Source organism: Thiocapsa marina 5811 (assembly GCF_000223985.1).
In the GTDB taxonomy this organism is placed as follows: Bacteria; Pseudomonadota; Gammaproteobacteria; order Chromatiales; family Chromatiaceae; genus Thiocapsa; species Thiocapsa marina.
The window spans coordinates 244772-258184 of sequence record NZ_AFWV01000008.1 but is presented as its reverse complement, the minus strand read 5'-3'; the positions used below and the strand labels follow the sequence as shown (position 1 = coordinate 258184).

Here is a 13413-nt window from a genome sequence, read left to right as displayed (position 1 = left end):
TCACTCCAAATTCTGCACCTGCTCGCGCATCTGCTCGATCAGGACCTTCATCTCGACCGCCTCTCGGGTGACTTCTACGTCGGCCGACTTCGAACCCAGGGTGTTGGCCTCGCGGTTGAGCTCCTGCATGAGAAAATCCAGGCGGCGCCCGACGGGCTCGCGGCGTTTGAGCACGTCCCGGACCTCGGCGACGTGGGCCTCCAGACGGTCCATCTCCTCGTCCACATCCAGGCGGGCCGCAACCAGGGCCATCTCCTGCTCGAGGCGTGCGGGGTCCAGCTCGGCGCGCAGCTCGGCGAGGCGATCGGCGAGACGCCGGCGCACGCCGGTCATCACCTCGGGCATCCGGGCGCGCACGCGCACCACGCTCTCCTGAAGGCGGTCGCAGCGATCGAGCAGAAGGCGTTCCAAGCGTTCGCCCTCGCGCTCCCGGGTGGCAAGAAGGGTGTCGATGGCGGTTTCGAGAAGATCCAGCGCGGCAGCCGTGACCTGATCCAGGGCGCGGTCCTGCTCCTGGAGCACGCCGGGCCAGCGCAACAGCTCGAAGGGCGACGGGTCGACCCCTCGACCGATGATGGCGCCGACCTCCTGCCCGGCCGCGATGAGCTGCTCGACAAAGGCACGGTTGACCCGCAGGCTTCCCGTGAGTCCGACGGCCGGGACGTAGCGCAGGTTGCAGTCGAGCTTGCCGCGCTGCACACGGGCAGCCAGTCGCGTGCGCACACCGGTTTCGAGCGCGCGCAGCTCCTCGGGCAACCGCAGATGCGGCTCGAGATAGCGATGGTTGACGGCCCGCAGCTCCCAGGTCAGCTCACCGAAATCACCGGCGCGCGACTCGCGCGCGAAGGCTGTCATACTTTTGATCATGGAGTCTTACCTGCGGTGATGGATGTGGGTGCGACGTTGTAGGCGTCGCCGCTCGGGCGCGACAAGCGGCAGCGAGACCGAGTGCGTGCGACCGCTCGCGTGGATCCGGGCTCGGGGCGACCATTATCCGGGTCGATCTGCCCGACGCAACGGCGAGACGCACGTTGCCTTGTTTCGCGCGCGGGCGCAGGATTCCGTCCCGAGCGTTTGACGCCCTGCGGCCGACTGCGTGCCGCCGAACCCCGAACGGAGACCGACAGAGACCATCATGGCCGTCGCCCGAGACAGCCTTCCCGCGGGCACCTTGTTGGGTCCGTATCGGGTCGTGAAGACCATCGCGCAGGGCGGATTCAGCCTCATCTACCTCGCCTACGACGAGGACTCGGGCGAAGAGGTCGTCATCAAGGAGTACATGCCCAAGAAGATCGCGCGGCGCGACAGTGCCGGACGGTTGATCGCGAGCGAGCCGCAGCTCGCCGAGAATCTTCATCAAGGACGCAAGTTGTTCTTTCAAGAGGCCAAGGCGCTGGCTTCTTTGAAGCACCCTTCGATCGTTCGGGTCTTGGATTTCTTCCTCGCCAACGACACGGGCTATTTGGTCATGCCCAACGAGCGGGGGCGCAATCTCGGGGCCTATGTCCAGGCACGGCGCGGCGGCCTGAGCACGACCTTCATCCTGGATGTCTTCATCCCGGTTCTCGATGCCCTGTCGCTGCTGCATCGTCGCTCCATGGTCCATCTCGACGTCAAGCCGGGGAATATCCACCTTCGACACGGCAACCGGCCCATGCTGCTCGACCTCGGTGCAGTGCACCCTTTGGCGAAGAGCCGCGCGCGAGGCGGACAGGTCGTCACTGCCGGTTATTCGCCGATCGAGCAATATATGCGCGACGGTCATATCGGACCCTGGACGGACGTCTACGCGGTCGGGGCCAGCATCCGCGCCTGCATGGAGGGACGCACGCCGCCCCCCGCACCCGAGCGCCAAAAGGAAGACACCCTGATTCCGGCCACGGAGGAGCTGAAAACCCGGTATCCTTTCCCCTTACTCAGGCTGGTCGATTGGTCGATGTCGATGGAGATCGGCGACCGCCCGCAGGATGCCGGGGAGCTCCTTGAGGCGGTCCTCGAGCAGGTGGCCCGAAACCCGAACCCGGATACGGTCTCGGGCACGCCTCCGAGTGAATCAGAGTAGTCGCGCCACCCCATACCCGTTCCGGTTTCGAGAGCACGCATCGCCATGACAGACACCCCTGCAAACGCCCTTGTGCGACCGTCCGGGCGCCGCCCCGACGAGCTGCGTCCGATTCGATTGACCCGCGGGTTCACCCGCCATGCGGAGGGCTCCGTGCTGGTGGAGTTCGGCGAGACGCGCGTGCTCTGCACCGCAAGCGTGGAGTCGCAAGTCCCGCCCTTTCTCAAGGGCCAGGGCAAGGGCTGGGTGACCGCCGAGTACGGGATGCTCCCGCGCGCGACCGATACGCGCAGTCCGCGCGAGGCTGCCCGGGGCAAGCAGGGCGGACGGACGCTCGAGATCCAGCGCCTGATCGGTCGGTCGCTGCGTGCGGCGATGGATCTGAGCGCACTCGGCGAGCGCTCGATCACGCTCGACTGCGATGTCCTGCAGGCCGACGGCGGCACCCGCACGGCCTCCATTACCGGAGCCTGGGTCGCGTTGCGCGACGCGATCGACGGGCTGCTGGCACGCGGAGAGATCACGACCGATCCGCTGCACACGCAGATCGCCGCCGTCTCGGTCGGCATCGTGAAAGGAGTTGCGGTCCTCGATCTCGATTATGCCGAGGATGCGGGCGCAGAAACCGACATGAACCTGGTGATGGACGGCGAAGGCCGCTTCGTCGAGGTCCAAGGGACCGCCGAGGGCGCACCCTTCAGCCGCGCCGAGCTCGATGCACTCATCGCGGTCGGCGCCGCCGGCATCCGCGAGATCCAAACCGCTCAGCGCGCCGCGCTCGAAAGCGCATGACAAGGGTGCTCGCACCCGATCGCTCGACAAGGAGAATTGCATGAGTATCCCGCACGCAGGGGAAGCCCTCGTCCTGGCCAGCAACAACCCGGGGAAGGTCAGAGAGATCAATCAGCTGTTGCTGAGCGCCCGCATCAAGGCGGTTCCGCAGAGCGATTTCGCCGTGCCGGACGTCGAGGAGACGGGGTTGACCTTCGTGGAGAACGCGATCCTCAAGGCACGCCATGCCGCGCGCTACAGCGATCTCCCGGCCCTAGCCGACGATTCGGGCTTGGAGGTGGACGCGCTCGCCGGCGCGCCCGGCATCTATTCCGCACGCTATGCGGGGCCCGGGGCATCCGATACGGCCAATCTGGTAAAGCTGCTCGACGACCTGAAGGGGGTGGAGGAATCCAAACGCACCGCCCGATTCCAGTGCGTCCTGGTCTATCTGCGCCATCCCGCCGATCCCACACCGCTCATCTGCCAAGGCACCTGGGAGGGCTCGATCCTCGCCGCCCCGCGCGGCGAGCACGGCTTCGGGTACGACCCGATCTTCTGGGTGCCGACGCACGGGTGCAGCTCCGCGGAGCTGGATCCGCAGACCAAAAACCGCTTGAGCCACCGGGGTCAAGCCCTACATGCGCTGCGGGCCATTTTGGAGTCGGCGGGCGCCGACGTCTGAAGGGCCGGACGATGGACAGGCTCGAGACGATCGGCAACGACGGCATCCCGGTGCGTCTGCGCGAGGTGCAGGCGCGCATCCGCGCGGCCGTCGAGCGCGCTCGGCGCCCGCCGGGCAGTGTCGCCCTGCTCGCGGTGAGCAAGACCCACGGTTCCGACGCCGTGCGTGCCGCCTACGCCGCCGGTCAACGGGCATTCGGCGAGAGCTATGCCCAGGAAGCGATCGAGAAGATCGCCCTGCTCGCCGACCTTGCCGATATCGAGTGGCACTTCATCGGCCGGATCCAGGGGAACAAGACCCGCCAGATCGCGACCCGTTTCGATTGGGTTCACGGTCTGTCCGATGCGGCCCACGCCCGTCGTCTGAGCGAGCAACGTCCGAGCGAGCTGCCCCCGCTCAAGGTCTGCATCCAGGTCAACGTCAGCGGCGAGACCACAAAGGGCGGTGTCGAGCCGGACGCGGTCGCCGCCATGATCGCCGCGTGCGAGACCCTGCCCGGCCTGGATGTGCGCGGACTCATGACGCTCCCCGCACCCGCCGAGGACGACGATTCCCGACGCGCGCCGTTTCGTGCCCTGCGTCTCCTGCGCGACCGGCTAGCCACCCCGAACCGCCCGCTCGAATGTCTGTCGATGGGCATGTCGGACGACCTCGAGGCCGCGATTCTCGAAGGCTCGACCCTGGTTCGGGTCGGCACGGCAGTCTTCGGGCCACGGTCGTATAATGCGGAGCAATGACCTTCATCAGCCTCGGATCTCTTTAGGGCTCGACATGACGACAACCAGGATTGCCTTTATCGGTGGCGGCAACATGGCCACCAGCCTGATCGCCGGTCTCGTTGCCGACGGCTATGCGCCGGACGCGCTCCAGGTCGCCGATCCCAGCGCAGATCGCCGCCGGATGCTGCAAACCCGCTACGGGGTCCGGGTCTTCGCCGACAATCGCGACGCACTGGCCGAGACCGATACACTCGTACTCTGCGTCAAACCGCAGCTCGCCGCACAGGTCTGCGCAGAGATTGCGGATGCCGTGACCGCGCGTGCGCCGCTCGTGCTCTCCATCATGGCCGGCGTGCCCGAGCAGGCGATCCAGCGCTGGCTCGGAGGCACCTTGCCGGTCGTGCGCGCCATGCCCAACACGCCGGCCATGGTTCAGACCGGCGCGATCGGGCTGCATGCCAGCGCGGAGGTCGGCGAGGAGGGCCGTAACCGTGCCGAGACCATCTTGCGCGCCGTCGGCCTGACCCGCTGGGTCGAGACCGAGGCCCAGATCGATGCGGTGACTGCACTCTCGGGGAGCGGGCCGGCTTACTTCTTTCTCTTCATGGAGGCGTTGGAAGAGGCCGGCATCGCGCTGGGGCTGGACGCCGACACCGCCCGCCTCCTGACTATCCAGACCGCGCTGGGTGCCGCCAAGATGGCGGTGGAGAGCGAGGATACGCCCGGGCAGCTGCGCGAGCGTGTCACCTCGCCGGGCGGTACGACAGAGCGTGCGCTCGAGCACCTGCTCAAGGCCGATCTACACGCCCTGATGAAACGCGCGGCGCGCGCCGCGCATGATCGTGCAGTCGATCTCTCACGGAGCCTTTCGGAGCAAGCATGAGCGGTTCCTATCTGACCAACCCGGCCGTTTTTCTGATCCAGACCCTGTTCGGCCTCTATATCACGCTGGTGGCGATCCGCTTTCTGTTGCAGTGGGCGCGGGCCGACTTCTACAACCCGATTTCGCAGTTCGTGGTGAAGCTGACCTCGCCGGTGCTGCGCCCGCTGCGTCAGGTCATCCCGGGCTACGCCGGCATGGATCTGGCCGCCTTGGTGGTGGCCTGGCTGCTCAAGTCCGTCGAGCTGGCGCTGCTGGTCGCGGTGCTCGGGCTGAACGTCTCGCTCTTCGGTGCGCTGGGTTGGGCGATACCTGCCGTGGTCGAACTCTTCATCAACATCTTCCTGTTCGGGATCCTGATTCGCGTCATCCTGAGCTGGGTCAATCCAGATCCCTACAACCCCGCCGTGGCATTGCTGACTCGCCTGACAGATCCGATCATGCGCCCAGCGCAGCGGTTGATTCAGCCGATCGGCGGGATCGACCTCTCGCCCATGGTGGTGATGATCGGGCTGGTCCTACTCGAGATGCTGTTGATCCCGCCGCTCAAGTGGCTGGTCGGCAGTCCGTTCTGAAGCCGCCCTCGAGCGCGACGCCGGTCATCGCGTTGGACGCCGGAACCTGGTCTCGCTGGGACGGGGACGCCTTGGAGCTGACGTTGCGTGTGAAACCGCGCGCACCCAAGGACGCCTTCATCGGCGCGGAAGGCACCCATTATCGGGTCGCCATCAAGGCGCCCCCGGTCGAGGGCAAGGGCAATACTGCGCTGCGCAAATTCATCGCCGATGCCTTCGGCGTCGCGCCGTCCAAGGTGTCCGTCATCGGCGGCGAGCACTCGCGATACAAGCGTCTGCGGATTCAGGCGCCGCGGACCTTCCCGATCCCGGTTGAACCGCGCTCGCAGTGACAGACCCTCTTGCATCCGGCCCGCGGTGCCGCGGCAAATCCGTCGACTCGTCGACGGCGCGGTTTAGCCTGAAGAGAGTCGTTGAAACGCAAAGGCCGGATTGACGTTCTGAGATTATTTCTTAACTCCTGATCCGCGGTGACTGTGACGGCCGTTGATTCATGTGCGTCCGAGCCCACGTGTCGAGAACGCATCTCGCAACGGACGCGGTTCATCTTATCCGCCAAACGAGGTTTACCATGTTCATTCAACGGACCCTTGGGATTGTGATTGCCGCCGGTCTGCTCGCCGCCCAAAGCGCTTGGGCCGAAGGCCCGGTCACGGCAGGCGACTACAGCATTTACGCCAATGCCATGACGGCCGAGACCCTCAATCCCGAGATCGCGAATCTCTACCGGATCCAGCGCAGCAAGCTCAACGGCGTGTTGACCGTCTCGGTCGTCAAGCCGCACCCGGACGGTACGCGTGAAAACGTACCCGCACAGGTCGAGGCAACCGCACGCACCGGCGACGGCCCCGCGGGCATGATCCCGATGCGCGAGATCCGTGTCGGGGAAGGCGTCTCCTATGTCGGTCAGTTTCCGATCGCAGATCTGCAGATCGTGGATTTCGAGATCCAGGTGACCCCGCCCGGTGGCGAGCCCGCGGCGATCGAGCTGCAGCAGCAGTTCTTCACGGATTAAACCGCGTCTTCTTGCGACAGGCGAGGTTCGAGTTGAAAGGGCCGGATTTGGCCGCGAACAGACCTTGGAGCCGACGCGGTTTAAGCAATTTAATTTTTGAATACTTAAATCGCGCCAGCTCCAGCGTTCCATGTGCGCACGACCAAGGCTCATCTGATGACGGGGCATGTCAATGAAGAGCGCGATTTAATAGAGTTGCCAGAGGGCGTAGAGGCCGAAGCCGATGACCAAGAGGCCGGCAACTTGCTTCACCCATGCGCGCTCGGAGATGCGGGCGGCAGCGCCGGCCAAAAAGCCGATGCCGAGGAGGTTCGGGAGGGTACCCGCGCCGAAGGCCAGCATGACGAGCGCACCGTCCAGGACACTGCCCGTCGCGACCGCGGTAATGAGGACGCTGTAGACGAGACCACAGGGGATCCAGGCCCAGAGATAGCCCAGCGCCGCGGCCTGCAAGGGGTTGCGGACCGGCAAAAGGCGTCGACCCAAGGGCTCGAGACGTCGCCAGAGCACCGCGCCTGCGCGCTCGACCACGGCGATGAGACGCCACCAGCCGCCGAGATAGAGCCCGAGCAGGATCATCACGACCCCGGCGAGGCCGTAGAGGACGCGCTGCATGACCTGAAAGGCGTCGAGCTGGAGCAGCAAGGCGCCGAGTCCGCCGAACAGCGCGCCCGCGGTGGCGTATCCCGCGATGCGGGCCAGGTTGTAGGTCAACTGATAGGGCAACATGAGCAAGGGGTCGCGACGGATCCGCGGGTCCAAACCCAATGTCAAGGAGCCCACGAGACCGCCGCACATCGACAGACAGTGGACACCGCCCAGCAGGCCGACCAGAAAGGCGGTCAAGTAGATCCCCGGCGCTGTTTCCATCATGCTCCGTACCTCGTCTAGAGCGGGCTATCGGCTATTGGCGGTCAGTTCTCGCCAATCGGCTCAAAGGTCCGAAAGGAACCCCTTATGAAAGACTACCAACGCGAATTTTTGGCCTTCGCCGCCGAGATCGGCGCACTGCGCTTCGGCGATTTCACGCTCAAGTCCGGACGCCGAAGCCCGTACTTCTTCAACGCCGGCCTCTTCAACACGGGCGAGCGGCTGTCCCGACTCGGGAGCGCCTACGCGCGATGCATCCTGGATGCCGCACCCGCCTTCGACGTGCTGTTCGGGCCGGCCTACAAGGGCATCCCGCTGGCGGCGGCGACCAGCATGGCGCTCGCCGCGCAATCGGGCCGGGACACCGCCTATGCCTTCAATCGCAAGGAGATCAAGGATCACGGAGAGGGCGGTCTCATCGTCGGCAGCCCTCTGGCCGGGCGTATCCTCATCATCGACGATGTCATCACCGCGGGCACCTCGGTGCGTGAATCGGTGCAGATCATCCGCGATGCCGGGGCCAAGCCGGCGGGCGTGGTGATCGCACTCGATCGGCAGGAGCAAGGCCAGGACGGACGCTCGGCCGTCGCCGAGGTGACCGCGACCTTCGGCATCCCGGTCTACAGCATCGTCAGCCTCACCGACCTCGTGACCTACCTCGAGGAGCGCCCCGAGCTCGACGCCTTCGCCGAGGCCGTTCGGGCCTACCGGGAACGCTACGGGACCTAAACCGCGTCCAGAGCGAGATGCTCACTTTAGCGTGAGTTCGACGTCGGGTGCATCCACGGCTCTTAGCGGAGACGCGGTTTAGAATTTTATATCTTTTAATACTTTAAACCGCGCCGGCTCCGACAATGATCGGAGCCGGCGCGGCCAAACCAAATCAACAAACGACGCATGCCGCGCAGGGCGCGGTTTAGGCGTTTCGCGGCTCAGCGGCTGCGGATGAGCGTCCCCACACCTTCGTCGGTAAAGAGATCGAGCATGACCGCGTGTTCGACCCGGCCATCGATGATGTGCGCGGACTTTACCCCGCCGTGCACCGCATCGAGTGCGCATTGCACCTTCGGCAGCATGCCGCCCGCGATCACGCCCTCCTGGATCAGGGCATGGACGCGGCCGACATCCAGCTCGGCGATCAGGTTGCCCTCGGCATCGAGCAGGCCGGTCGTATTGGTCAGGAGCAGCAACTTCTCGGCCTTGAGCACCTCGGCAATCTTGCCCGCGACCAGATCGGCGTTGATGTTGTAGGAACGACCGTCCTCGCCGACCCCGATCGGGGCGATGACCGGGATGAAGTCGCCCTTGACCAGCATGTGAACGACGGCGGCATCCACGCTCTCGACCTCGCCGACATGACCGATATCGATGATCTCGGGCTCGGTCAGCTCGGGCGCATCGCGTCTCAAGAGGAGCTTGCGGGCGCGAATCAGGTCGCCGTCCTTGCCGGTCAGACCGACCGCCGACCCGCCGTGGCGGTTGATGAAGTTGACGATCTCCTTATTCACCAGCCCGCCCAGGACCATCTCGACCACATCCATGGTCTCGGCATCCGTCACCCGCATCCCCTGTACGAACTCGCTGACCTTCCCGAGCCGTTTGAGCAGCGAGCCGATCTGCGGCCCGCCGCCGTGGACGATCACCGGGTTGATCCCGACCATCTTCATGAGGACGACATCGCGTGCGAAGCCCTGCTTCAAGGTCTCGTCCACCATGGCGTTGCCGCCGTACTTGATGACGATGGTCTTGCCGCGGAAGCGCCGGATATAGGGCAGCGCCTCGATCAGGACATGGGCAATGGTATGGGCACGTTCGTTGAGGATGGACATGGCGTGGAATCGCTCGGGTTGAAATGGGTCGGAACGGGTCAGAAGGGCAACGCGAGCCCGGGCACGGCCTCGGCCATGAGCAGGCGAAACCGCTCCTGCATCGCCGCGAGCGCGGCCGGGTCGTCGCCTTCGAAGCGAAAGACCAGCTTGGGCAGGGTGTTGGAGGCGCGCACCAGACCCCAGCCGGCCGGGCCGTCGAGACGCAGGCCATCCAGGGTTTGCACCTCGAGATCGCCGAATCGATCGGGCAGGCGATCGGCCAAGGGGATCACCCGCGCCATGATCCGCTCGGCCTCGCCCTCGGGCAACGGCAGCGCCAGCTCGGGTGTGGCGATACCGCCGGGGAAGTCGCGGAAGATCGCGTCCGTCGGGCGAGGATCGCGCGACAGAATCTCCAGGAGTCGGGCCCCCGCATAGAGGGCGTCGTCGAAGCCGTACCAGCGCTCCTTGAGCATGATGTGTCCGCTGAGCTCGCCCGCAATCTGCGCATCGGACGCGCGCAGCCGCGCCTTGAGCGGCGCATGGCCGGAGCGCCACGGCACCGGACGACCGCCGGCGCGACGAATCACCTCGCCGAGATGGCGGGTGCATTTGACGTCGAAGACGACCTCGCTGCCCGGGTGTCGGGTCAGGATATCGACGGCAAAGCACATGAGGATCCGGTCGGCGGCGATGAAGCCGCCTGCCGCGTCGATCACGCCCAAGCGATCGCCGTCGCCGTCGAAGCCGAGCCCGAGATCCGCACCCTCGTCGGTCACCCGTTGCGCGAGCGCTTCCAGACACTCCGGGCGAGCCGGATCCGGGATCCGTTCGCCCATCCCGGCGGACGGGTCGCAGTCGAGCGCAACCACCTCGACACCGAGCGCGCGAAAGACGGCAGGCGCGATCCCCGAAACGGTGGCGTTGCCGCAGTCCAGAACAACCCGCATGGGCCGGGCGAGGCGGATGTCGCGGACGAGGCGTTCGCGGTAGCGCTCGGAGATGTCGCGCTCGAGAAGGCCACCGGCACCGCGGATCAGGTCGCCCTCCAGGATGCGTCGTCGCAAGCCCTGAATCGTCGCGGCATCGGCGCTCACGCCGCCGAAGACGACCTTGACCCCGTTGTAATCGGGTGGATTGTGGCTGGCGGTGACGATCGCCCCGGCGTGGGGTCCGGCCTCGCAGCAGGCGAAATAGACCATGGGCGTCGGGGCGATCCCGAGGTCGACGACATCGATGCCGGCGGCACGAATGCCCGCGATCAGGGCCGTGGCGAGGGCAGGACTGGAGGCGCGGCAGTCGCGTCCGACCATCAGGGTGCGATCGTTTCGCGCCGCGGCTTCGCTACCGATCGCGTGGCCGATGGCCCGCATGATCTCGGGGGTCAGTTGGCGATCGAGGATGCCGCGAATGTCGTAAGCGCGGAAGATCTCGGACGGCGCGGCAGGTGTGACCTCGACCATGGGCGGGGGCGTGTCAGTTTTGGCCCGTGTGACCGAAGCCGCCGCTGCCGCGCGCGGAGGCGTCGAAGTCCTCGACGATCGTTAGCTGCGCCTGCAAGACCGGCACCAGGATGAGCTGCGCGATGCGCTCGCCGATCTCGATCCGGAAAGGCGCCGTGCCGCGGTTCCAACAGGAGACCATGAGCGGACCCTGATAGTCCGAGTCGATCAGCCCGACCAGGTTGCCGAGCACGATGCCGTGCCGATGCCCGAGACCCGAGCGCGGCAGGATCAGACCCGCGACGTTGCGCTCGGCGATGTGCACGGCCATGCCGGTCGGCAACAGCTCGGCGGCACCGGGCGCAAGTTCGAGCGGGGCCTCGAGCATGGCACGCAGATCGAGCCCGGCCGAGCCTTCGGTCGCATAGGTCGGCAAGGGGAAATCGCGGCCCAGGCGCGGGTCCAGGATCTTGACCTCAAGAGGATGCAGCATGGTGTTCGGCATAGCGTTCCGCGAGGAGTACGGCCAGCTCGCGCGCGAGCTCGACCTTCGACATCATGGGCAGCGTGCGCTGCCCCCCGTTCCAGAGCACGAGCAGTGCGTTCTCCTCGCGCTCGAAGCCGCCCGAGTCACCACCGACCCGATTCGCCGCGATCATGTCCAACCGCTTATCCTTCAACTTGCCGCGGGCGTACTGCTCGACATCGTTCGTCTCGGCCGCGAAGCCCAGCGTGAAGGGCGGCTTCGGCAGTGCGGCAACCTCGGCCAGGATATCCGGGTTGCGCACCAACCGGATCTCCAGCGTCTCGGCGCCCTTCTTGATCTTGCTCCCGGCGGGCTCGGCGGGCCGATAGTCCGCCACCGCGGCGGTGGCGACGAAGACATCGCAATCGCGCGCGCGCGCCGTCACGGCCGCGTGCATCTCCAGGGCCGTCTCGACCCTGACCAGCTCGGCCACCGCCGGCGGCGCCAAGGCGCTCGGTCCGCTAACCAGGACCACGTGTGCGCCCAGATCCGCCAGCGCGCCGGCCAGCGCATAGCCCATGCGCCCGGAGCTGCGATTGCCGAGATAGCGCACCGGGTCGAGCGGCTCGCGGGTCGGCCCGGCGGTCAGGAGAACACGGACGCCGGCTAGCCGTTGCACGTCCGAGCCGCTCAGCGCCTCGGCGATCTCCAACGGCTCGAGCATCCGCCCGGGGCCTTGGTCGCCGCAAGCTTGGCTGCCCACCCCCGGCCCCAGGATGCGCGCACCGCGGGCCACCAAGCGCGCCAGGTTGTCTTGGGTCGCCGGGTGACGCCACATCTGCTGATTCATCGCCGGGGCGAGGATCAGCGGCGCATCGGTCGCCAGGGCCAAGGTCGTGAGCAGGTCGTCGGCGATCCCGGCCGCGAGACGCGCCATCAAATCCGCCGTTGCCGGGGCGATCAGGAGCCGGTCTGCCCAGCGCGCCAGCTCGATGTGCCCCATGCCGGCCTCGGCCGCCGGATCGAGCAGATCGGTCCTTACGGGGTGCCCGGAGACCGCCTGAAAGGTCAGAGGGCCGACAAACGCCGTCGCTGCGTGTGTCATGACCACCCGCACGGCAAAGCCGCGCTCGCGCAGGCGTCGCACAAGATCAACCGACTTGTAGGCGGAGATGCCGCCGCCGACACCGAGCAGCACCTGATTGCGAGGGCTTGGATCCATGACCTAAACGTGTACACTGCCGCTGCGGAACAGGCCGCAGTTTAACGCAACCCATCGACGGAGGTCGCATGCCGATCAAGGACTGGCCGGAGGGTGAACGGCCGCGGGAGAAGCTCCTGGAACGGGGGGCCGGCGCACTCTCGGACGCCGAGCTGCTGGCGCTGTTTCTGCGCACCGGCGTGCGCGGCAAGAGTGCGGTGGATCTGGCGCGCGAGCTTCTCGCCGACTTCGACGGGCTCGTCGGGTTGCTCGCCGCGGACCAGAGACGTTTTTGCGAGGGCAAGGGGCTCGGCAGGGCCAAGTTCGCCGAGCTTCAGGCGGTGCTCGAGCTCAGCCACCGCTATCTGCTCTCGCGGATTCGGGGTCAGGATGTGCTGACCAGCCCGGAGGCGACCCGCGACTATCTCAAACTGCGCCTCTACGGATCACCGCACGAGATCTTCGCCTGCCTCTTCCTCGACAACCGACACCGGGTCATCAGCTACGACGAGCTGTTCCAGGGCACGATCGACGGGGCGAGTGTCCATCCTCGCGTGGTCGTGCAACGGGTCCTCGCCACCAACGCCGCCGCCGTGATCTTCGCCCACAACCATCCATCAGGTGTGGCGGAACCCAGCCAGGCGGATCTGCGGATCACGCAGCGTCTGAAGGAAGCGCTGAGCTTGATCGACGTGCGTGTCCTTGATCACGTCATCATCGGCGACGGCGAGGGGACCTCGCTGGCCGAGCGCGGGCTGCTTTAGGTGCGGGAGAGCGAGGTGTGGGAGAGCTGTTGGTCTGCCAGGCTCAAGGAATGAGCCTCCCATCGGCGCAGACTGCCCCCTGATCCACCGTCGGACGGAGCCTGCCGTGGCCACGAATCGAACCCGCTGGTATCCGGCTGCCCCATCGGGGCTCA

The 13413-nt window shown here is 66.3% G+C and carries 16 protein-coding genes; 10 read left to right on the top strand and 6 right to left on the bottom strand.

All coding sequences use genetic code 11. The annotated features are described in order from the left end of the window. Nucleotides 1-867, bottom strand: coding sequence for a YicC/YloC family endoribonuclease (locus THIMADRAFT_RS13440; RefSeq protein WP_007193599.1), 867 nt, complete (start codon nt 865-867; stop codon nt 1-3). 268 nt (nt 868-1135) lie between these two features. Between THIMADRAFT_RS13440 and THIMADRAFT_RS13435 the strand changes: the two genes are divergently transcribed. From THIMADRAFT_RS13435 to THIMADRAFT_RS13400, 8 genes are all read left to right on the top strand, one after another. Continuing rightward, nucleotides 1136-2062, top strand: a complete 927-nt coding sequence (locus tag THIMADRAFT_RS13435; protein ID WP_007193598.1) for a serine/threonine protein kinase — start codon at nt 1136-1138, stop codon at nt 2060-2062. 72 nt (nt 2063-2134) lie between these two features. Next, complete coding sequence (rph, locus tag THIMADRAFT_RS13430) at nt 2135-2854, top strand: ribonuclease PH (RefSeq protein ID WP_040731487.1); 720 nt, start codon at nt 2135-2137, stop codon at nt 2852-2854. Nucleotides 2855-2894: 40 nt separating this feature from the next. Next, the gene (gene rdgB, locus THIMADRAFT_RS13425) at nt 2895-3518 is read left to right on the top strand and encodes an RdgB/HAM1 family non-canonical purine NTP pyrophosphatase (protein WP_007193596.1); all 624 of its coding nucleotides are present in this window, start codon (nt 2895-2897) and stop codon (nt 3516-3518) included. Nucleotides 3519-3529: 11 nt separating this feature from the next. Continuing rightward, nucleotides 3530-4255 (top strand): YggS family pyridoxal phosphate-dependent enzyme, encoded by a 726-nt coding sequence (locus THIMADRAFT_RS13420; RefSeq protein WP_007193595.1) that lies wholly within the window; start codon nt 3530-3532, stop codon nt 4253-4255. A 34-nt stretch (nt 4256-4289) separates the two neighbouring features. Next, on the top strand, nt 4290-5120 hold the full coding sequence (proC, locus tag THIMADRAFT_RS13415) for a pyrroline-5-carboxylate reductase (RefSeq protein ID WP_007193594.1): 831 nt from the start codon (nt 4290-4292) through the stop codon (nt 5118-5120). Further along, nucleotides 5117-5692 (top strand): YggT family protein, encoded by a 576-nt coding sequence (locus THIMADRAFT_RS13410; RefSeq protein WP_007193593.1) that lies wholly within the window; start codon nt 5117-5119, stop codon nt 5690-5692. The genes proC and THIMADRAFT_RS13410 overlap by 4 nt, the downstream gene beginning before the upstream one ends. Nucleotides 5693-5718: 26 nt before the next feature. Continuing rightward, on the top strand, nt 5719-6024 hold the full coding sequence (locus THIMADRAFT_RS13405) for a DUF167 domain-containing protein (protein WP_456119698.1): 306 nt from the start codon (nt 5719-5721) through the stop codon (nt 6022-6024). Between the two features lie 239 nt (nt 6025-6263). Then, nucleotides 6264-6707, top strand: a complete 444-nt coding sequence (locus tag THIMADRAFT_RS13400; protein ID WP_007193591.1) for a DUF4426 domain-containing protein — start codon at nt 6264-6266, stop codon at nt 6705-6707. Nucleotides 6708-6893: 186 nt separating this feature from the next. Here THIMADRAFT_RS13400 and THIMADRAFT_RS13395 read toward each other — a convergent pair whose 3' ends face one another. Beyond that, nucleotides 6894-7580: a sulfite exporter TauE/SafE family protein gene (locus THIMADRAFT_RS13395; RefSeq protein ID WP_007193590.1), complete on the bottom strand. Its 687-nt coding sequence runs from the start codon at nt 7578-7580 to the stop codon at nt 6894-6896. 84 nt (nt 7581-7664) lie between these two features. Between THIMADRAFT_RS13395 and pyrE the strand changes: the two genes are divergently transcribed. Then, on the top strand, nt 7665-8306 hold the full coding sequence (pyrE, locus tag THIMADRAFT_RS13390) for an orotate phosphoribosyltransferase (RefSeq protein ID WP_007193589.1): 642 nt from the start codon (nt 7665-7667) through the stop codon (nt 8304-8306). A gap of 203 nt (nt 8307-8509) precedes the next feature. Here the strand turns inward: pyrE and argB are convergent, their stop codons facing one another. Genes argB through coaBC form a run of 4 tightly spaced genes read right to left on the bottom strand, consistent with a single transcriptional unit; the run spans nt 8510 to nt 12515 of the window. Next, a complete protein-coding gene (gene argB / locus THIMADRAFT_RS13385; protein ID WP_007193588.1) occupies nt 8510-9406 on the bottom strand; it encodes an acetylglutamate kinase in 897 nt (298 codons plus the stop codon). A 38-nt stretch (nt 9407-9444) separates the two neighbouring features. After that, complete coding sequence (locus THIMADRAFT_RS13380) at nt 9445-10848, bottom strand: phosphomannomutase/phosphoglucomutase (RefSeq protein ID WP_007193587.1); 1404 nt, start codon at nt 10846-10848, stop codon at nt 9445-9447. Nucleotides 10849-10861: 13 nt separating this feature from the next. Then, complete coding sequence (dut, locus tag THIMADRAFT_RS13375) at nt 10862-11320, bottom strand: dUTP diphosphatase (RefSeq protein WP_040731479.1); 459 nt, start codon at nt 11318-11320, stop codon at nt 10862-10864. After that, entirely contained in the window at nt 11304-12515 is a 1212-nt protein-coding gene (gene coaBC / locus THIMADRAFT_RS13370; RefSeq protein WP_007193585.1) for a bifunctional phosphopantothenoylcysteine decarboxylase/phosphopantothenate--cysteine ligase CoaBC, read from the bottom strand. The genes dut and coaBC overlap by 17 nt, the downstream gene beginning before the upstream one ends. Before the next feature lie 68 nt (nt 12516-12583). On the opposite strand from coaBC, the gene radC reads away from it, so the two are divergent. Continuing rightward, a complete protein-coding gene (gene radC / locus THIMADRAFT_RS13365; RefSeq protein ID WP_007193584.1) occupies nt 12584-13258 on the top strand; it encodes a RadC family protein in 675 nt (224 codons plus the stop codon). Nucleotides 13259-13413 lie beyond the last annotated feature (155 nt).